The organism is Streptomyces sp. NPDC003697 (genome assembly GCF_053587115.1).
Window position 1 is genome coordinate 1 of the sequence record NZ_JBSFNN010000090.1, and the last position, 19,099, is coordinate 19,099.

The 19,099-nt window shown below is 73.8% G+C and carries 17 protein-coding genes and 1 pseudogene; 6 read left to right on the forward strand and 12 right to left on the reverse strand.

The window, feature by feature from the left end; translation table 11 throughout:
* From ACWDNY_RS26670 to ACWDNY_RS26700, 7 genes and pseudogenes are all read right to left on the reverse strand, one after another.
* Positions 1 to 1,012, reverse strand: a pseudogene (locus ACWDNY_RS26670) (ATP-dependent helicase); the annotation flags it as partial.
* A 97-nt stretch (positions 1,013 to 1,109) separates the two neighbouring features.
* Positions 1,110 to 1,691, reverse strand: a complete 582-nt coding sequence (locus ACWDNY_RS26675) for a sugar kinase (RefSeq protein ID WP_451648338.1) — start codon at positions 1,689 to 1,691, stop codon at positions 1,110 to 1,112.
* Positions 1,688 to 2,836 (reverse strand): ROK family glucokinase, encoded by a 1,149-nt coding sequence (locus ACWDNY_RS26680; RefSeq protein WP_451648339.1) that lies wholly within the window; start codon positions 2,834 to 2,836, stop codon positions 1,688 to 1,690. The genes ACWDNY_RS26675 and ACWDNY_RS26680 overlap by 4 nt, the downstream gene beginning before the upstream one ends.
* A gap of 116 nt (positions 2,837 to 2,952) precedes the next feature.
* Positions 2,953 to 3,747, reverse strand: coding sequence for an ATP-binding cassette domain-containing protein (locus ACWDNY_RS26685; RefSeq protein WP_451648340.1), 795 nt, complete (start codon positions 3,745 to 3,747; stop codon positions 2,953 to 2,955).
* Positions 3,744 to 4,793: an ABC transporter permease gene (locus tag ACWDNY_RS26690; protein ID WP_451648341.1), complete on the reverse strand. Its 1,050-nt coding sequence runs from the start codon at positions 4,791 to 4,793 to the stop codon at positions 3,744 to 3,746. The genes ACWDNY_RS26685 and ACWDNY_RS26690 overlap by 4 nt, the downstream gene beginning before the upstream one ends.
* Positions 4,790 to 5,794, reverse strand: a complete 1,005-nt coding sequence (locus ACWDNY_RS26695; RefSeq protein ID WP_451648342.1) for a sugar ABC transporter substrate-binding protein — start codon at positions 5,792 to 5,794, stop codon at positions 4,790 to 4,792. The genes ACWDNY_RS26690 and ACWDNY_RS26695 overlap by 4 nt, the downstream gene beginning before the upstream one ends.
* Before the next feature lie 163 nt (positions 5,795 to 5,957).
* A complete protein-coding gene (locus tag ACWDNY_RS26700) occupies positions 5,958 to 6,695 on the reverse strand; it encodes a GntR family transcriptional regulator (protein WP_451648356.1) in 738 nt (245 codons plus the stop codon).
* A gap of 130 nt (positions 6,696 to 6,825) precedes the next feature.
* Between ACWDNY_RS26700 and ACWDNY_RS26705 the strand changes: the two genes are divergently transcribed.
* Positions 6,826 to 7,848: a Gfo/Idh/MocA family protein gene (locus ACWDNY_RS26705; protein ID WP_451648343.1), complete on the forward strand. Its 1,023-nt coding sequence runs from the start codon at positions 6,826 to 6,828 to the stop codon at positions 7,846 to 7,848.
* Positions 7,849 to 8,265: 417 nt separating this feature from the next.
* On the opposite strand, the gene ACWDNY_RS26710 is transcribed toward ACWDNY_RS26705, so the two are convergent.
* Positions 8,266 to 9,090 (reverse strand): AIM24 family protein, encoded by an 825-nt coding sequence (locus ACWDNY_RS26710; RefSeq protein WP_451648344.1) that lies wholly within the window; start codon positions 9,088 to 9,090, stop codon positions 8,266 to 8,268.
* A 625-nt stretch (positions 9,091 to 9,715) separates the two neighbouring features.
* On the opposite strand from ACWDNY_RS26710, the gene ACWDNY_RS26715 reads away from it, so the two are divergent.
* A complete protein-coding gene (locus ACWDNY_RS26715) occupies positions 9,716 to 10,357 on the forward strand; it encodes a DUF3566 domain-containing protein (RefSeq protein WP_451648345.1) in 642 nt (213 codons plus the stop codon).
* 226 nt (positions 10,358 to 10,583) lie between these two features.
* Here ACWDNY_RS26715 and alc read toward each other — a convergent pair whose 3' ends face one another.
* Together alc and allB are read right to left on the reverse strand one after the other, a co-directional pair.
* Positions 10,584 to 11,699 carry an allantoicase gene (alc, locus tag ACWDNY_RS26720; protein ID WP_451648346.1) on the reverse strand — a complete coding sequence of 372 codons (1,116 nt, stop codon included), beginning with the start codon at positions 11,697 to 11,699 and terminating at the stop codon, positions 10,584 to 10,586.
* A 51-nt stretch (positions 11,700 to 11,750) separates the two neighbouring features.
* The gene (allB, locus tag ACWDNY_RS26725; protein WP_451648347.1) at positions 11,751 to 13,088 is read right to left on the reverse strand and encodes an allantoinase AllB; all 1,338 of its coding nucleotides are present in this window, start codon (positions 13,086 to 13,088) and stop codon (positions 11,751 to 11,753) included.
* Positions 13,089 to 13,370: 282 nt separating this feature from the next.
* Between allB and ACWDNY_RS26730 the strand changes: the two genes are divergently transcribed.
* The gene (locus tag ACWDNY_RS26730; RefSeq protein WP_451648348.1) at positions 13,371 to 14,162 is read left to right on the forward strand and encodes an IclR family transcriptional regulator; all 792 of its coding nucleotides are present in this window, start codon (positions 13,371 to 13,373) and stop codon (positions 14,160 to 14,162) included.
* Positions 14,163 to 14,208: 46 nt separating this feature from the next.
* On the opposite strand, the gene ACWDNY_RS26735 is transcribed toward ACWDNY_RS26730, so the two are convergent.
* Positions 14,209 to 14,517, reverse strand: coding sequence for a DUF5955 family protein (locus ACWDNY_RS26735; protein WP_451648349.1), 309 nt, complete (start codon positions 14,515 to 14,517; stop codon positions 14,209 to 14,211).
* A gap of 362 nt (positions 14,518 to 14,879) precedes the next feature.
* Here ACWDNY_RS26735 and ACWDNY_RS26740 point away from each other — a divergent pair, with 362 nt between their 5' ends.
* Together ACWDNY_RS26740 and aceB are read left to right on the forward strand one after the other, a co-directional pair.
* Positions 14,880 to 15,479 carry a nucleotidyltransferase family protein gene (locus tag ACWDNY_RS26740; RefSeq protein WP_451648350.1) on the forward strand — a complete coding sequence of 200 codons (600 nt, stop codon included), beginning with the start codon at positions 14,880 to 14,882 and terminating at the stop codon, positions 15,477 to 15,479.
* Positions 15,480 to 15,699: 220 nt separating this feature from the next.
* Positions 15,700 to 17,325, forward strand: a complete 1,626-nt coding sequence (gene aceB / locus ACWDNY_RS26745) for a malate synthase A (protein WP_451648351.1) — start codon at positions 15,700 to 15,702, stop codon at positions 17,323 to 17,325.
* Between the two features lie 96 nt (positions 17,326 to 17,421).
* Here aceB and ACWDNY_RS26750 read toward each other — a convergent pair whose 3' ends face one another.
* Positions 17,422 to 18,336, reverse strand: a complete 915-nt coding sequence (locus ACWDNY_RS26750) for a HipA family kinase (protein WP_451648357.1) — start codon at positions 18,334 to 18,336, stop codon at positions 17,422 to 17,424.
* Between the two features lie 577 nt (positions 18,337 to 18,913).
* Here ACWDNY_RS26750 and ACWDNY_RS26755 point away from each other — a divergent pair.
* Positions 18,914 to 19,096 carry a hypothetical protein gene (locus ACWDNY_RS26755; protein WP_451648352.1) on the forward strand — a complete coding sequence of 61 codons (183 nt, stop codon included), beginning with the start codon at positions 18,914 to 18,916 and terminating at the stop codon, positions 19,094 to 19,096.
* The last annotated feature ends 3 nt before the right edge of the window (positions 19,097 to 19,099 follow it).

Consider the following 19,099-nt stretch of genomic DNA (forward strand, 5'->3'; position numbering starts at 1 on the left):
GCCAGTGCACGGCCACGCCGGCGGCCGCAAGCCGCGTCGCCGCGACGCCGAGCAGGTCGCCCACCTCCTCCTCGGACAGGGCCAGGACGTCGGGCACGTCCTGTTCGGCGAGCCGGTCCAGCGGCGGCCAGACGCGGGCCGCGCGCCGCACGGCGAGCGCGGCGTCCACGCGCGCGCGGGGGCCGAACGCCGTGTCGGCCTCGCCGGCCCACAGGGCCGCCGCGTCGGCGACGAGGGTGGGGTCGGCGAGGCTGTGCACCTGGACGACCGCCGCGCCCGCGGTGCGCACGCCGCCCTCGCCGTCGAACAGGTCGTACGCCGCCAGGTCCAGGCGCAGGGAGATCCGCACGCCGGCGTCCATGCCGGCGGCGACCTCCGCGGCCCAGGCGTGGGCGTCCGGGAGGTGCCGGGGTGCGCGGTCCGCGAAGGGCCGGCCGCAGGCGTGGGGCGCGGCCGGGGTGCGGGGCAGGGTGTCCGCGACGGCGTCGAGGAAGGCACGCAGCAGCGCCTCCGGCTCGGGCAGCCGCAGCGGGCCGGAGCCGGGCAGTGGTACCGCGTGGCCCTCGTGCGGCAGGGCGGCGGCGATCGCGCGCAGGTGGGCGATGTCCTCGGGGTCGAGGGGTCCCGCGCGCCAGGCGTCGTGGCCGCCGGGGGTCAGGCCGGGCAGCAGGCGCCCGCGGGCGGTGAGCCGCAGCGCGTGCAGGGCGGCCGCGCCCCAGCAGGCGGCGGCGGGGTGGGCCGCCGGGTCCTGCCGGGCGCGCACGAGGTGCGGCAGCGCCGCGTCGAGCGGCAGGGTGAGCGCGGGCGCGGTCCTGCGGCGGACACCCGCGCCGTGCGGGCGGACGACCGTGAGCCGGGTGCCCTCGGCGGGGCCGTCGTCCGGCCACACCTCGCCGTCGGGGTCCCAGAAGGCGACGCGCCCGTCGCGCGGGAGGGCCGCGGGCAGGAACACGGCGGCGAGCCGCGCGGAGAGCGGCTCGGCGGTCCGCTCCGCCGTCGCCACGTCGTTCATGCGTCCTGTCACCTCCCGCCCTTCCACCGGCCCGGTCGTCTTCGACTCTACGGGCGGGGTCCGACAACCGGCTCCGGCGGCCGGACGCGGCCGCCGGTCACGGCACGGTGCGGGAGACGACGTAGACCTGGGGCAGCACCGGGTTGGACAGGTTGACGACCACGTCCTGGGTGGGTGCGGGGTTCCTCTGCTGGTGGGTGAGGCCCCACCAGGGGCCGGGGCCGGTGAACGACCAGCCGGTGACGCCGCGGTCGCGCTCGCCGATGGTGACGTGGCCCTTCTTCAGCTCGCTGCGGTTGACGCCCATCGTGTTGAGGAAGGTCTCGAGACCGGCGTCGGTGGTCCGGAAGCGGACGTAGAGACGGCTGGTCTTCCAGTTGTTCGTCTCGTAGGAGGCGACCTGGTCGGCCGGGTGCGGGACGGGCACCTGGTAGAGACGGCGCTGCACCTTCGACGGGTAGGTTGCGGTGAGGCCGGTGGCCGAGTACTTGGCCTCCTTGTCCTTGCCGCTGTCGCGGCTCTGGTTGGCGGAGATCACCAGGTAGCCGGCCGGGACTCCGATCAGCAGCACGATGATGAGGAGGGTGAGGGCCCGCCGGCGGATCATGTGGCGGCGGTCCTCGGGCGGCCGGGGCGGCTCGTCCGGTGGTGCCGCCTGCTGGGGCAGCGGCATCGTCACAGGGCACCCCGCGCCGAGCGGCGGGCCTCGGCGTACTGCTCGTAGCGTTCGTGGCGCTCGACCCGGCGCCGCTTGGCGCGCCGGAAGCGGCGGGCGACGAGCCGGGCCAGGTCGGCGGCGCCGACCATGCCGGCCTCGGGGCCGAGCTGGGCGCGGGTGATGCGGGCCTCGGGGCGGTAGCCGCGGCCGGTGAGGTGCCGGCGGAAGGCGTCGCGGGCGGGGCCGATGAGCAGGTCGTCGGCGGCGGAGACACCGCCGCCGATGACGAAGCAGGACGGGTCGAGGGCGGCGGCCAGGTTGGCGATGCCGACGCCGAGCCACTGGCCGATGTCCTGGAGCAGCTCGATGCACATGGCGTCGCCCTCGCGGGCCAGCTCGGTGATCATCGGGCCGGTGATGTCGGCGATGCTGCCCTTGACGTGCTCGATGATCCCGTAGGCGACCGGGGAGTCGGCGGCGGCCAGCTCGCGGGCCTCGCGCACGAGGGCGTTGCCGGAGCTGTACTGCTCCCAGCAGCCGCGGTTGCCGCACGGGCAGCGGTGGCCGCCAGGGACGACCTGCATGTGCCCGAACTCGCCGGCGACGCCGTACTTGCCCCGCTTGACCTGCCCGTCCTCCAGGATCGCGCCGCCGATGCCGGTGCCCAGGGTGATCATGACAAGGTGGTCCTCGCCCGCACCGGCGCCGAAGCGCCACTCGGCCCAGGCGGCGGCGTTGGCGTCGTTGTCGACGAGGACCGGCACGGACAGGCGCTCGGAGAGGCGGTCGCGCAGCGGCTCGTTGCGCCACGACAGGTGCGGCGCGAAGAGCACGCGGTTGCGGTCGGCGTCGACCCAGCCGGCCGCGCCGATGCCGACCGCGTGCACGTCGTGCCGGTCGGACAGGTCCAGGACCAGTTCGACGATGGTGTCCTCGACGACCTTGGGGCTCTTGGACTTGTCCGGGGTCTCCGCGCGGAGCTTCTCCAGGATGTTGCCGTCGGCGTCGACGACGCCCGCCATCACCTTGGTGCCGCCGATGTCGATGCCGACCGTCGGCACGCGGGGTGCCGTGAGGTGGGAGCGGCGTTCCCGGCTGCCGACCGTGCGCAGGACGGGTGCGCGCCGGGAACCGATGGGGGCGGCGAGATCGCGGTAGGTGCTCATCGCGCCCGATTCTGCCTCACGGCGGACAGCGGTGCCCTACGGGGGAGCGACGGGGCGCTGCCCGCCGGGTGGCCGGGACGGGCCCGTCGCGACCGGTGGCACGGCCGCCGGTGCCCCTACCCGGCGCGCCGCAGCTCGTGACGAAGGTCATCGAGTTCGTTGCCCCCCGCCATCTGCCGGGTCAGCTCCTCGAGGGAGATCTCCTCGCGGGTGTGGACGCCGACCATGGTGCCCCGCTTCAGCAGGACGAAACGGTCGCCGACCAGATAGGCGTGATGGGGGTTGTGGGTGATCAGGACGACGCCGAGGCCCTCGTCGCGCGCCGCGGCCACGTACTTCAGGACCATGCCGGACTGCTTGACGCCGAGTGCGGCCGTCGGCTCGTCCAGGACGAGCACCTTCGCGCCGAAGTACACCGCCCGCGCGATCGCCACGCACTGCCGCTCGCCGCCGGACAGGGTGCCGATGGGCTGGTCGACGTCCCGCAGGTCGATGCCCAGGCGCAGCAGTTCGGCCCGGGTGGTGCGGCGCATGAGGTCGACGTCCAGGCGTTTGAAGGGGCCCGCGCCCTTGCGGGGTTCGGAGCCGAGGAAGAAGTTGCGCCACACCGGCATCAGCGGCACCACCGCGAGGTCCTGGTAGACCGTGGCGATGCCGCGGTCGAGGGCCTCGCGCGGGGAGGTGAGGCGGGTCTCCTCCCCCTCGACGCGCAGGACGCCGCCGTCGTGCTGGTGCAGCCCGGCGACGATCTTGATGAGGGTGGACTTGCCCGCGCCGTTGTCGCCGAGGACGCAGGTGATCTCCCCGGGATGGACTTCGAGGGAGACCCCTTCGAGGGCGCGGACGTTGCCGTAGCGCTTGGCGACGTCCGACAGCTCCACGAGCGGGGTACGTGCTTCGGTCTGCGTCACTTGGTGGCCTCCGCCCGCCTGCGGACCCAGGCGTTGAGCAGGGTCGCGAGGAGCAGCATCGCTCCGAGGAAGAACTTGAACCAGTCGGGGTTCCACTCGGCGAAGACGATGCCCTTGCTGGTCATGCCGAACAGGAGCGCGCCGACCGCCGAGCCGACGGCGCTGCCGTAGCCGCCGGTGATGAGGCAGCCGCCGATGACGGCCGCGATGATGTAGATCAGCTCGTTGCCGACGCCCTCGCCGGACTGCACCGCGTCATAGGAGAAGAGCAGGTGCTGGCCGGAGATCCAGGCGCCCAGCGCCACGCCCATGTACAGGCCGATCTTCGTCCGGGCGACCGGTACGCCGACCGCCCGGGCCGCCTGCTCGTTGCCGCCGGCCGCGAAGATCCAGTTGCCGGTGCGGGTGCGCAGCAGGATCCAGGAGGCGAGGGCGACCAGGCCGAGCCACCAGACGATGGTGATCTTGAAGTTGACGCCGCCGACGGTCAGCGTGGAGGCGAACACGTCGTGCGCCGCCGGGAAGCCCTCCATGTCGGCGATGGTCTTGGTGGAGACGGTGTCGTCGATGAGCTTGGTGAACCCCAGGTTCATGCCGGTCAGCATCAGGAAGGTGCCCAGCGTGACGATGAAGCTGGGCAGCCGGGTCCGGGTGAGCACGAAGCCGTTGAAGGCGCCGACGGCCAGGGTGACCAGGAGCGAGACGCCCACCCCGACCCAGACGTTGGCGGTCATCTGGTAGCTGAACATCGACGAGACCAGCGCGGAGGACGTCACGAGGACGCCCGCGGACAGGTCGAACTCGCCGCCGATCATCAGCAGGGCGACGGGCACCGCCATGATGCCGATGGTGGACGAGGCATACAGGACGGTGCTGAGGCTGGAGGCGCGCAGGAAGCCGTCCGCGAAGAAGGCGAAGAAGACGAAGACGGCGATCGCGCCGACGACGGAGCCCAGCTCGGGGCGGGACAGCAGGCCCCGGACCGCCGAGGTCCGCAGGGTCCTCTCGTCGGCGACCCGGACGGGCTCGTCCGTGACGGCGCTCATCGGGTGCCCCGGCCGGTGTACTCGCGCAGCGCCGCCGCCTGTTCCTTGGTGACGATCTGCGGGCCGGTGAGCACGGGCTTGCCGCCGCCGAGGACGTCGCCGTTGTACCTGTACAGCCACAGCAGGTCGACGGCCTGGTACCCCTGGAGGTAGGGCTGCTGGTCGACGGCGAAGCCGAGCGTGCCGTCCTGCAGTTCGCCGGCCACCTTGGCGTTGAGGTCGAAGGTGTCGACCTCGGCCGTGCTGCCCGCGTCCGTCTTCGCCTTGACGGCGGTGTCCGCGTACGGGGCGCCGAGCGTGACGACGGCGTCGAAGGACTTGTCCGCCTGGAGCCTGGCCCCGATCGCGGACTGCACGTCGGGCATGTTCGTGCCGTTGACGTAGAGGTTCTGCAGGGTGCCGCGGAACGTCCTGGCGACACCGGCGCAGCGCTGCTCGTGGCCGACGTTGCCCTGCTCGTGCAGGACGCACAGCGCCTTCTTCTTCCCGCGCTTGTTCAGCTCCTCGCCGACGGCCTCGCCGGCGACGGTCTCGTCCTGGCCGACGTGCGTGAGCGCGCCGAACTGCCGCGACACCTCGGACCCGGAGTTGACGGTGATCACGGGGATGCCGGCCTTCTCGGCCCGGGCCACGGCGGCCTTCAGTGCGTCCGGCTTGGCCAGCGTGACGATGATGCCGTCGACCTTCTTGTCGATCGCGGCGTCCACGAGCTGCGCCTGCTGCTGGGCCTGGGCGTCGTGCGAGTACAGGAAGTCGATGTTGTCCTTCACGGCGGCCTGCTTGGCGCCGCTCTGCACGATGTCCCAGAACGTGTCACCGTCACCGGAGTGTGTGATCATCGCGAAGGTCCAGCGCGGCGTGTTCACCGCGGCCCTCCCCTGGGCCGCCGCCGCCTTGCGGGCGTCCTCCGCCCGCTTGCCGCCGGTACTGCTGCACCCGGCGAGGGACACCGACAGTGCCCCTGCCAGCGCGATGCCTAGCCAGGTCCGAAACCGTGCCACGAGGCCGTGCCCTTCTTGCTGTGTTCCGAGTGTTCCGACGTACGCAGGGGCCGATGACGTCCTCACCAGCCCCAAGCGCCGCATTATCGAACACGGGGCCGTGGCGTACCGCCGCCGGGGAGGCGTCTTCCGTCGTATTGTCCGGACAACACGACGTCCGACGTCAGCCGCGGACGAGCAACTGGAACTCGAAGGAGTAGCGGGACGGCCGGTAGGTGTGCGTGCCGAACTCGACCGCGCGGCCGGTGTCGTCGAAGGTGGTGCGCTCCATGGTGAGCAGCGGAGCGCCCTCCGCCTCGCCCAGCCGCTCTGCCTCCGCCACATAGGCGGCGCGGGCGCCGATGGACTGGCGGGCACTGTGCAGCGTGATCCCGGCGGCCCGCATCAGGCGGTACAGGCCGGTGGCCTCCAGCTGTCCGGTGTCCAGCTCCAGCAGGCCGAGGGGGAGGTGGTTGGTCAGGTACGCCATCGGCTCCCCGTGGGCCAGGCGGAGCCGCTCCACCCGGTGCACGTCGCCGCCCTCGGCCACGCCCAGCGCGGCCGCGACCTCGGCGGGCGCCGGGACGACCGTGTTGACCAGGACCTTCGTCGCCGGGTGCTGTCCGGCCGCCTCCAGGTCGTCGTAGAGGCTGCTGAGCTCCAGTGGCCGCCTGACCCGGCTGTGCACGACCTGGGTGCCGACGCCGCGGCGGCGCACGAGGAGGCCCTTGTCGACGAGCGACTGGATGGCCTGACGGACGGTGGGCCGGGACAGGCCGAGCCGGGCGGCGAGCTCGATCTCGTTGCCCAGCAGGCTGCCGGGGGTGAGCCTGCCGTGCTCGATCGCGGCCTGGAGCTGCTGGGACAGCTGGAAGTACAACGGCACCGGTGAGCCGCGGTCCACGCGGAGCTCGAGCGCCACGGTCGGGTCCAGTTCTGTTTTCGGCACGGGGCCGAGCGTAGCTCCGTGGCCGGTTGACGGGAAGTCGTGTAGTCCGATTGTCAGGACATGCACATTGACAGCGTGCATGGTCGGACCCCACTTTGTTCCCATGCGCATCGGGGTCATCGGTACGGGCCGCATCGGCACCGTCCACGCCAACACGCTCAGCCGCCATCGCGAGGTCGGCTCCCTGATCCTCACCGACACCCGGCCGGCGCGGGCGCAGGAGCTCGCGCACCGCCTGGGCGAGACGGCGGCGCCGGGCGTCGACGAGATCTTCGCCTGGGGCGTGGACGCGGTGGTGATCACGACGGGGACGCAGGCCCACGCCGAACTGATCGGCCGGGCCGCGCGCTCCGGGCTGCCGGTGTTCTGCGAGAAGCCCATCGCCCTGGACGTGCCGGGCACGCTGCAGGCACTCGCCGAGGTGGAGGCGGCCGGCACGGTCCTGCAGATGGGTTTCCAGCGCCGCTTCGACGCCGGCTACACCGGGGCCCGGGAGGCGGTGCGGTCGGGACGCCTGGGGCGTCTGCACACCGTCCGGGCGGTGACGTCCGACCGGACGCCGCCCTCGCCCGAGTACCTGCCGCTGTCCGGCGGGCTGTTCCGGGACACGCTGATCCACGACTTCGACGCCCTGCGCTGGGTGACGGGCCGCGAGGTCGTCGACGTGTACGCGGCCGGGTCCGACGCGGGGCCCGCGATGTTCCGCGAAGCGGGCGACATCGACACCGGAGCGGCGGTGCTCACCCTGGACGGCGGCGCCCTCGCCACGGTGACGGCGGCCCGGCTGCACGGCGCGGGCTACGACGTGCGCATGGAACTCGCCGGGGAACTCGACCAGATCGCCGTCGGCCTCGACGACCGCACGCCGGTCGCGTCCACCGAACCGACCGGGCCGCCGGCCGCGGACAGGCCGTGGCCGGGGTTCCTGGAACGCTTCGGCCCCGCCTACGAGGCGGAGCTGTGCGCGTTCGTCCAGGTCGTCCGCGGTGAGCGGCCCAACCCGTGCGACGGGCGGGAGGCGCTGCAGGCGCTGCGCGTCGCCGAGGCCTGCGAGCTCTCCCGGCGGGAGCGCCGCGCGGTCGCCCTGGCGGAGATCCCGGGCGGCGCCGAGGCCGTGTTCCGGTGAGCGACGACCGGTCCTTCCGTCGCACCGGCGGGCTCGGCCCGGCCGCGGGCCGGCATTCCCCGCAGCCACCGTCCGAGTGACCGCCCGGGCTCGCGCCGGACGCCCGGCACAACGGGGCCCGCGGCGCCGCGCCGGCCTCCCGCCGGGCCGACGGGACGCCCGCGCGGCGCGCGGCGGAAGCACCTCCGGGCACGGCGCGCGGCGGCCGTGCGTCATACCCGGCGCACGGCCGCAGCAGCTCCGGGCTGCGGCACACGGCAGCAGCAGCGCCCGACCGGCGCACGGCGGCGGCTGCTCCGGGCACGGCCCACGGCGGCAGCACCTCCGGACCCGGCGTGGCGCGCGACTCCTCAGGGCACGGCGCACCGCCGCAGGTCCTCGGAGCCGGGCCCACGGCCCGTCCCCCGGCGGCCGCGCTCAGCCGGTGTGCGTCGAGAACAGACCGCCCGTCGGGCCCTGCTTGTCGCCGCCCTGCGCCTTCTTCAGGGCGTTGGCGAGGCTCTCGATGGTCAGGGACTGCAGGATGACCCGGCCGCTGCCCTCCAGGGTGGCCAGTGACAGGCCCTCGCCGCCGAAGACGGCGTTCATGATGCCCTGGCGGTTGAGGCCGCCGACGCGCTGGACGCCGTAGCGGATGCCCTCCTCGAAGGCGACGACGCAGCCGGTGTCGACCTCGATGCGGCCGCCGAAGTCCGCCGGGTCCAGGTCGATGAAGTTGCCGGCCCCGGCGATGATCACCGTGCCGTGCCCGGTGAACTTCTCCAGGACGAAGCCCTCGCCGCCGCTCATGCCGGTGCGCCCGCCGCGGAAGGCGATGCCGAAGTCGACGGTGGCCTCCGCGGCGACGAACGCGTCCTTCTCCGCGAACCACGCGCGGGTGCCGTCCAGTTCCAGTGCGCGCATCTCTCCGGGCAGCACACCCGCGAAACCGACGGTGCCCTGGCCGCCCTGAGCGGTGAAGTACTGGAACGCCAGCGACTCCCCGGCCAGGGCTCGCTGGCCGACCTGCATGGCGGTGCCCATGGCCTGGCGCAGCAGCCCGCCCATGCCGCCGCCCTGGCCGCCGGCGCCGTCCTGGGCCTGCCGGCCGCCGGTCGGGGGTCCGGACAGACGCGTCTCCATGGTCACGTTCGCCGTCTTGAACAGGAACTTCCCGGCCTCGCAGTAGACGGTCTGGCCGGGCTGCAGGTTGACGACCGCCATCTGCATGGCGTTACCGACGATTTCTTGCTGAAGAGTCACGCGGGGAGAACGCGGGGAGCGGACCAGGAAGTTCCACCCGCTGGACGGCCACTCGGGTACGGCGCGCTCGGCCCCTCCGGTACGCCCGGCTCCGGCACTGGGTACGGCGTGCCCCGGTCACCTCGGGTACGCCGCGCTCCAGCCTCCGGTACGGCGCGATCCGGACCGTCGGTCGCAGCCGCTTCCCGCGCCGCCGCAGGCAGCGGTCTCCCGCCCGGTTCATCCGTCCGCAGCAACCGCGCACCCGCTCCCCGCTCGGTCGGGCGGGGAGCCGCCACAGGCGCCGCGCAGCCCTGACCCGGGCCGGGGCGCGGCACGCCCGCTGCCGCGCCACCGGGCCGGATGCCGGCGGCGAGCCGGGACACGCCCGGATGCGCGGTCACCGACCGACGCATACCGTCACATCCGCGGAGCAGTCGACGGTGCCGGTCTGCACCGACGGGCTCCGGCCCCCGTGGTCGCTTCGAGGGGCGGCGCCGGTCAGGACGGCCGGGTGCGCCGCACCAGGTGTCACGACGGGGACGGTACCGCCGGCGCCGAGCCGCACACGCCTGTCCCGGCGTCCGCCCGCCGTCGTCCGAGCCCGCCGCCACGACGGCCTTCGCACGGCATGTGAGGAGAAGGCATGAGCCCAGCCAAGCGCACCCTCCGCCCCTCCGGGTCCGGCGGCCGGCAGCCCGCACGGCGGGACGGCGTTCCCTGCTGGCACGGTGGCCGGCGGGCGCCCGGACCGATGCGGGGCCACGACGCCGGCGGGCCGGCAGGTCCCGTCGCCGCCCCCGCGGGCGACGGGCCGCCGCGGGCCGCCGCTCCGGCACCGCCGTCGCACCGGGTGCGGATACGGGTCTCGAAGGCGGATCCGTGGTCGGTGATGGCGACGAGCTTCCTGGTCCTGCTGGGTCTCGGTGCGAGCGTCGTCGGGACCGTGGCCGTCGGGTGGGGCGTGCTGAGCTCGCTGGAGCCGGGGACATGGCCCCCGATGAGCGAGGGCATGGCCTTCACCGGCCTGGTGGTGATGCTGGAGGTGGTTCTGGGGACGGCGCTGGCCACCCTCGTCGCCTTCCTCTACAACATGACCTCGGGCTGCGTCGGCGGGGTCGAGGTGACACTGGACGACGAGGTCGCCGCCGCGGTCGAGCCGGCGCGTCCGGGCGTCCCGGACGCATACCTGGCCGCCGCGGAAAGGGTGCGGCGCCGGTGGCGCGAGCGGTACCGGCGCCGCGGCGGCGATCCGCCGCCGATGTCCGACGCGCTGGAGGACGCCTGACGACGGCACCCGGACACGGCACCGGCACCGGCACCGGCACCGGCACCGGCACCGGCACCGGATACGGCATCCGCGCACGGCACCTGGGTACGACGCCTGGTGAGGCCGCTCCACACCTGGCCGGCGGGCCCGGCGCCCGAGGAGGCCGGCGCCCCCGAGCCCCGGGCCCGCCCCCGGCACGCATCCGGTGCCGTCCGGCCGGGCGGGTTCCCGCGGGCCGGCGGGTTCAGCCGCCGGCTCCCCGGTGGCGGGCCGCCAGCTCCGCCGCGCCCTCCTGGGTGAGCGAGCCGAACAGCCGCAGGCGGGAGATGCCCCCGTCGGGGTGGATGTCCAGACGCGCGTGCGTGCCGACCGCCGGGCCGGGCAGGACGAAGCGGTGGTCGGTGTCCGGCTGGAGGCGGGTGCGCGGCAGGACCTCGGTCCACTCGCCGTCCTCGCCGTCCCGCACGGAGACCGAGGCCCATCCGGCGCTGTTGCCCTTCAGGCAGGCGGTGTCGATCTCGATCGCGCGGACCTCGGCCCGCGCCACGAGGCGGTAGCGGATCCAGTCGTTGCCGCGGTCGCGGCGGCGACGGGTCTCCCAGCCGTCGCCCATCGTGCGGGAGCGGCCCGGCTGGATGGTGTGGGCGGCCGGGGAGTAGAAGAGGTCCGAGGCGTCCTCGACCCGGCCGCCGTTCTCCAGGGCGACGACGTCGAACGTGCCGAGCACCCGCAGCCACTCCGGGTCGGGCACGACCTCGCCGTGGACCCGCAGACGCGCGATGCCGCCGTCGGGATGCTGGTTGAGGCGCAGGTGGGTGAAGCGCCGTCCGCAGTCCACCGTGAAGCCGTTGGCCGCGTGGCCGCCGACCGGCGTGCGCGGGACGATCGTCGTCCACGCGACACCCTCCGCGAGCAGTTCCTCCGGCGAGGGGGAACCCGGTACGGACGCGCCCTGGACGGACACCGCCTGCGGGTGGTTGCCGCGGAAGTGGGCCGTGTCGACGACGATGCCGCGGACGACTCCCGGCGCGCCGAGCCGGATCAGCGCCCAGTCGTGGTCCTCGTCGGCGGGCCAGGGACGGCCGGCCGAGACACCGCGGCGGCGACGGGTCTCCCAGCCGTCCATGACCTTGCCCTTGTGCCCGAAGAGAGCGGGGTCGAACACGGGGCGCCCGGGCACCAGCAGGTTCTCCCGCTCGGCGAAGAACTCGTCGTTGGCGGCGACGACACCGGCGCCGAGCCGCCGGTCGGCGAGGTCGGGATGGTGCGTGAAGGGGAAGTCGGCGGTGCGGTAGTCCGCGTACGGGTCGCCGCCTGCGTAGGGTCCGGCGTCGCCGGTGTAGCGGGGAATCGCCGTCACGGTGATCAGGTCGTCCTTCCGGTGTCGGGCTGCGCGGGGGCCGGGTGGGGATCAGTCGCCGCGGCGCAGCAGGCGGCCGCCCGGTTCGGCGAACCGGCCGTCGGCCACGATGCGCCGGCCGCGCAGCCAGGTCGACTTCACGACGCCGTACAGGGTCCGGCCCGCGTACGCGGTGACGCGGTTGCGGTGCTGCAGGGCGGCGGGGTCCACGGTGAACGTCTCGTCGGGCGCGAGGACGGCGAAGTCCGCGTCACGGCCCGCCTCGACGGCGCCCTTGCGGCCGAGGCCCACGAGGGCGGCGGGCCCGGCGGACATCCAGCGGACGACGTCCTCCAGGCCGTGGCCGCGTCGGCGGGCCTCGGTCCACACGGCCGGCAGGCTCAGCTGGAGACCGGAGATGCCGCCCCAGGCGGTGGCGAAGTCGTTCGTCTTGAGGTCGGCGGTGGACGGCGAGTGGTCGGTGACCACGCAGTCGATGGTGCCGTCGGCCAGCGCCCGCCACAGCAGGTCCCGGTTGGCGGCCTCCCGGATGGGCGGGCAGCACTTGAACTCGCCGGCGCCGTCCGGGACCTCCTCCGCGGCCAGGGTCAGGTAGTGGGGGCAGGTCTCCACCGTCAGGCGCACGCCCTCGGCCCGGGCGGCCGCGATCCGCGGCAGGGCGTCGCCGGAGGACAGGTGGAGGACGTGCACGCGCGCGCCGAACCGTCGGGCCTGTGCGATCAGGGCCGCAATGGCGCTGTCCTCGGCGTCGCGCGGGCGGGAGGCGAGGAAGTCGGCGTACCGGGGGCCGCCCCGCTGCGGGGCCGCGGCGAGGCGGTGCGGATCCTCGGCGTGCACGACGAGCAGGCCGCCGAAACCGGAGATCTCCGCGAGGGAGCGGGCCAGTTGCGGCTGGTCCAGGTGCGGGAACTCGTCCACGCCCGAGGGCGCCAGGAAGGCCTTGAATCCAAAAACGCCGGCCTCGTGCAGCGGGCGGAGGTCCTTGACGTTGCCGGGCAGGGCGCCGCCCCAGAAGCCGACGTCGACGTGCGCCCGGTCGCGCGCGGCCTCCTGCTTGACCCGCAGGTGCTCCACCGTCGTGGTGGGCGGGAGCGAGTTCAGGGGCATGTCGACGAGGGTGGTGACGCCGCCGGCCGCCGCCGCGCGGGTGGCGGTCCAGAAGCCCTCCCACTCGGTGCGGCCGGGGTCGTTGACGTGCACGTGGGTGTCGACCAGGCCGGGCAGCAGCACGTCGTCGCCGAAGTCCTCCACCCGGGCGCCGGGCGGCGTCGCGGCGTCGTGCGGCAGGACGGCCGTGATCGTCCCCCCGGTGACCGCGACCGAGGCCGCGCGCGTCCCCTCGGGAGTGATGACGCGCGTCGAGCGCAGCACCAGTTCGGCGTCGGACACCCGGACCCCTTCCTTGCCGCCGTGTTCCGTGCCGGGAACGGGAGGCACACCGCGCGATGAACTTCAACGTTCTGTTGAAGGAGTCTTCACTCCCCCTCGGCACCCGTCAAGGGCACCCTCCGGGAGGGCACGGAGGCGCTGTCCGCACGACGAGAGCTGGACGGTGCCGCACGGTGAAAAAACACGATCACGGGAAGCAGCACGCAGCTCCGCACCAGCAGGGAGCCGACCGGCCTCCCGGTAGGCTTTGGCCCTTCCTGCCCGCCCCGAAAGGAACGCGCCGTGCCGACGTCCAGCGCCAGCACCACCGACTCCGCCAAGTCGTCCGCCGGCGGCGGGGTCCAGTCCCTCGAGCGCGCCTTCGACCTGCTCGAGCGGATGGCGGACGCGGGCGGCGAGGTCGGCCTGAGCGAGCTGTCGGTGACCAGCGGCCTGCCGCTGCCCACCATTCACCGGCTGATGCGCACTCTGGTGGCCTGCGGGTACGTGCGCCAGCAGGCCAACCGCCGGTACGCGCTCGGCCCCCGTCTGATCCGGCTCGGCGAGTCCGCGTCCCGGCTGCTGGGCACCTGGGCCCGCCCGTACCTGGCGCGCCTGGTCGAGGAGACCGGTGAGACGGCGAACATGGCGCTGCTCGACGGCGACGAGGTCGTCTACGTGGCGCAGGTGCCCTCCAAGTACTCGATGCGCATGTTCACGGAGGTCGGCCGGCGGGTCCTGCCGCACTCGACGGGCGTGGGCAAGGCGCTGCTGGCCGGCGTCCCGGACGACGAGGTGCGGGCCCTGCTCGCCCGGACCGGCATGCCCGCCGCCACGGACAGGACGATCACCGCTCCCGAGGACTTCCTCGCCGCCCTGGCCCAGGTGCGCGACCTCGGCTACGCGCTCGACGACGGCGAGCAGGAGATGGGGGTCCGCTGCCTCGCCGTCCGGGTGCCGGGCTCCCCCACGGCCGCCGCGATCTCCGTCTCCGGGCCGGCCGGCCGGGTCACGGAGGAGGCGACGGAGAAGATCGTGCCGGTGCTCCAGCAGGTCGCGGCGGAGCTGTCGGAGGCACTGGCGAGCGCGGGCTGACGCGTCGCGCGGGACACGGGACCGCCGCGGCACCCCGGGCCGCCCGTCATCCGCCCGGCGGCCCGAACAGGTCCACCGCGTCGCGCACGTCGGACAGCCCCGGCCGCAGGGCGCTGACGGAGCCGAGCGCACCCGCGATCACCAGCAGGGAGCGGCGCAGACGCGGGATCTCGGGGACGTCCCGGCCCGTCATCGCGGCCAGGGCGGCCAGTTCGTCCTCCGCGATGGCGCGGTCGGGGAAGTCCGGGTGGGCGGCGAGCTGGCGGCGCAGCCGGGACACGGCCGTGCGCAGTCCGGCCACCCTCGGGTCCTCTCCGCTGCCGGTCACCGGCATCTGCCCCAAGCTCCGCAACACAGCCCTCCCCCTCGCACCGCGTTGTGCGCACGTCCGTGGCCGTCCCGCCGGGCCCCCGTGGAGCGGGCGGGGCGCCGCGGGATGCGGGCCAGTAAACGACACTCTGTGGCCGCCGCGCCACCGTGCGGAGCAAAATTCGGCCCCACGGTGTCCTTCGAACCTTCTTCCGAACGTGGACGGCGCGGGGTGGCGGACGGCGCGGGCTTCGAGGCCGCCGGTCGCCGAGAAGCCGCCGCGAAGCCGCCGGGCGGCACGACAGGCGGGCAGGCACGGGCCGGCACGGCCGGCGGACCCGCGCGGCCGAAGGGCGGACACGGCCGAACGGCGAGCACGGCCCCCGTCCGGGTGGGTAAGCAGGACGTATGACAGGGAACGCGGGCGAGGTCGCCGGGCTGGTGCTGGCCGCCGGAGGCGGGCGCCGGCTGGGCGGGCGGCCCAAGGCGCTGCTCGGCCACCGGGGACGGCCCCTGGTGGAGCGCGCGGTCGAGGTGCTGCGGGCGGCGGGCTGCGGGCGCGTCCACGTGGTCCTGGGGGCGCGGGCCGCCACCGTGCGGGAGCGGGCGGAGCTCGGCGGCTGCGTGCTCGTGGAGAACTCCGCGTGGGCCGGCGGCATGGGCTCCTCGCTGCGGGCCGGGCTGGACTCGCTCGCCGGCACGGGCACCCGGGCGGCCCTGGTCTGCCTCGTCGACCAGCCGGGCATCGGCCCGGAGGCGGTGGCCCGCGTCCTGGCTGCCCACCGGGACGAGACGTCCCTGGTCTCGGCGGCGTACGACGGCGTGCGCGGCCACCCGGTCCTGTTCGGCGCGGCCCACTGGGCGGGCATCGCGGCGACCGCGACCGGCGACCGGGGGGCACGCGCCTATCTGAGGGCGCACGAGGAGGCGATCACTCTCGTCGAGTGCGGCGACGTGGCCCGTCCGTACGACATCGACACGCCGGACGACCTGCGCCACCTCGAATGAACGGACGGCACCGGGCGCCACGGGGCTCCGCCGCCGGCCGTCACGGCGTCAGCGAGCCATTGACTTCCACCATGAGGAAACTACTATCCACGCTCGTCGGCACCCGCCGCGCTCCACGAGTGGCAACGGCACCTCTCCCGCCCCGGGGCGGCCCGTGCCACGGCAGGGTGGCGACGAACGTGGTTCGCCGAAGAAGCTCCCCCGAAGGAAGTGACAGCTCATGTCCGCACCAGCGCCGTCCCCGCTGGCCGTCGTCGACGCCGAGCCCCTGCCCCGGCAGGAGGAGGTCCTCTCCGACACGGCGCTCGCCTTCGTGGCCGAGCTGCACCGGCGGTTCACGCCGCGCCGCGACGAACTCCTCGCCCGCCGTGCCGAGCGCCGCGCCGAGATCGCCCGCACCTGCACCCTCGACTTCCTCCCGGAGACCGCCGGCATCCGCGCGGACGACTCCTGGAAGGTGGCACCGGCTCCGCCGGCGCTCGAGGACCGCCGGGTGGAGATCACCGGCCCGACCGACCGGAGGATGACCGTCAACGCGCTCAACTCGGGCGCGCGGGTCTGGCTCGCCGACTTCGAGGACGCCTCCGCCCCTACCTGGGAGAACGTCGTCCTCGGCCAGCTCAACCTGATCGACGCCTTCACCAGGAACATCGACTTCACGGACCCGCGGTCCGGCAAGTCCTACGCCCTGCGGCCGCAGGAGGAGCTCGCGACGGTCGTCACCCGTCCGCGCGGCTGGCACCTGAACGAGCGTCACCTCGTGGGCTCCGGCGGCACCCCGGTCCCCGGCGCCCTCGTCGACTTCGGCCTGTACTTCTTCCACAACGCCAAGCGGCTGACCGGCCTCGGCAAGGGCCCGTACTTCTACCTGCCGAAGACGGAGTCCCACCTGGAGGCGCGGCTGTGGAACGACGTCTTCGTGTTCGCCCAGGACTACCTGGGCGTGCCGCAGGGCACCGTCCGGGCCACCGTCCTGATCGAGACGATCACGGCGGCGTACGAGATGGAGGAGATCCTCCACGAGCTGCGCGACCACGCCTCCGGGCTGAACGCCGGCCGCTGGGACTACCTCTTCTCGATCGTCAAGAACTTCCGTGACGGCGGGGCGAAGTTCGTCCTGCCGGACCGCAACGCCGTGACGATGACGGCCCCGTTCATGCGCGCCTACACCGAACTCCTGGTGCGCACCTGCCACCGGCGCGGCGCGCACGCGATCGGCGGCATGGCGGCCTTCATCCCCTCCCGCCGGGACCCCGAGGTCAACCGGGTCGCCTTCGAGAAGGTCCGCGCCGACAAGGACCGCGAGGCCGCCGACGGCTTCGACGGCTCCTGGGTGGCCCACCCGGACCTGGTCCCGATCGCCATGGAGTCCTTCGACCGGGTGCTCGGCGACCGGCCGCACCAGAAGGACCGCCTGCGTGAGGACGTCGACGTCAAGGCGGCCGATCTGATCGCGATCGACTCCCTCGACGCCAGGCCGACGCACGCGGGCCTGGTCAACGCCGTGCAGGTCGGCATCCGCTACATCGAGGCCTGGCTGCGCGGTCTCGGCGCGGTCGCCATCTTCGACCTGATGGAGGACGCGGCCACCGCCGAGATCTCCCGGTCCCAGATCTGGCAGTGGATCAACGCGGGGGTCGTTCTCGACACCGGCGAGAAGGTCACCGCCGGGCTGGCGCGGAGGGTCGCGGACCGGGAGCTGGACGCGATCCGGGCGGAGCTGGGCGAGGAGGCGTTCGCCGGCGGCCGCTGGCAGCAGGCGCACGACCTGCTGCTGAAGGTGTCGCTGGACGAGGACTACGCGGACTTCCTGACGCTGCCGGCGTACGAACTGCTCGAGGGCTGACGGCCGGCGCGGCGGCCCACGCCGGTGCCCGCCCGGCCAGGGCCCGTCCCCGGCCGGGCGGGTCCGGGGGGACGGGGACGGGCCCCGGTGGTGCCGTCAGCCCAGGTGGCGCGACCAGTCCTGCTCCGCTGCCGGCTTCCCGTGGAGGTCTGGGACCTGTTTGAGCCAGTCGGGCCGGCCCTGCCGTGTCCTCGCCGCCCGCCGTGCCTCCTCGGCGGCGAGCTGATCCCGGCCGGGGAAGTCGGTGGGCAGCCAGTCCGCGGACGCCTTGACCCGTGCGCAGAGGTAGTCCGCGTAGGCGTCGCGGACCTGCTCGGGCCCCGCGAAACCGGGTTCACCGGTGAGCCAGGCCTCCGGCACCCGGGCCACCACCTGCCGCAGCAGCTCCTCCGTCACGCGCGGCGCCAGCTCGGCGTCGGCGGCCTCGACGTCGGGGGCGTACGGGCCGAGCGCGTGGTGGCGGAAGTCGTAGGGCTTCCCCGGGACCGAGGTGTCCCAGCGGTGGTGGAAGACCAGGGCCGCCCCGTGGTCGATGAGCCACAGCCGGGGCGGGACCGTACCGAGGGTGGGCCAGATCATCAGGTTCGAGCTGTGGACGGTCCGGTCCACGTTCGCCGTCAGCGCGTCCAGCCAGACGATCCGGCCCGCCTCCAGCGGGTCCACCCGGAAGCCCTCGGCGACCTCCGGGGTGAAGTCCCGGGCGCCCGGCAGGTAGTCCATGCCGAGGTTCATGCCCGGGCTGGCGTTCAGCAGGTCCCGCACCTCCTGGTGCGGTTCGTGCGCGGCGAGACCGGGATCGAAGTGCGCGAGGACGAGGTCGGGGACCCTCAGGCCGAGGGCGCGCGCCAGCTCTCCCACGATCACCTCGGCGACCAGCGCCTTGCGCCCCTGCGCGGAACCGGTGAACTTCACGACGTACGTGCCCAGGTCGTCGGCCTCGATGATCCCTGGTACGGAGCCGCCGGAGCGGAGAGGTTCGACGTAGCGGGTCGCTGTGACCTCCCTCAGCATTTTATAAGACACCCACGCTCATTTTCCCTGCATTCCATGACCATCTCCAACGTGCCGCAATCCGTCTTGCATTCCATGGCCATCTCCAACGTGCCGCAATCCGGGAAAACGCCCACGATCAGCCCCGGGGGAAGAATCTGGGAGGTTCGACTGGCACACTCGTCTGCCTCCCCAGCAGTCCGTCGATGGAGGCACGGCCCTTGCTTCCCGCCTCCGGCATGAAGGGAGCATCGTAACCAAGCGTGACAGCCGGGGAGGAATGCCCGGGCCGTCGCGCCGGCGTCACCGCGGACTCCCCCGCCTCCGGCGTGATCGATGCGTAGGTGTGCCGCAGCACGTGGAACCCGTCTTTCGGCGCTGCCTTCCACTGCCACCTCTTCACCCCGTTGGAGTGGGGCGGGATGCGGTGTCGGCGTGAGTCAGGGCATGCGGACGGATTCTGGTTGGCCAATACTCACGTTGCGTGGGATGGGCGGCAAGGTGATCAGCGGGAATGGGCTACTGGAGCCACACCATCGCCTTACCATGAGACGCCCGAAGGGCAGGGACACCGCGCTCGTAATTGGAGGCCACCGAGATGACAGCGGATCAGAATCGAGAGCCGGGCGAGGAGCTGGTCCCGGACGTGCGGCCCCAGAAATATCCGTCCGCGATCGACGGCCGACTGCCCCCCGAGCTGCTGGCCCGTCTGGTCGGCACGCTCAACGCTGACAAGGAGTCGGCGGAGGAGGGCGAGACTCAGGCCGACGCGGACGAGTAGAGG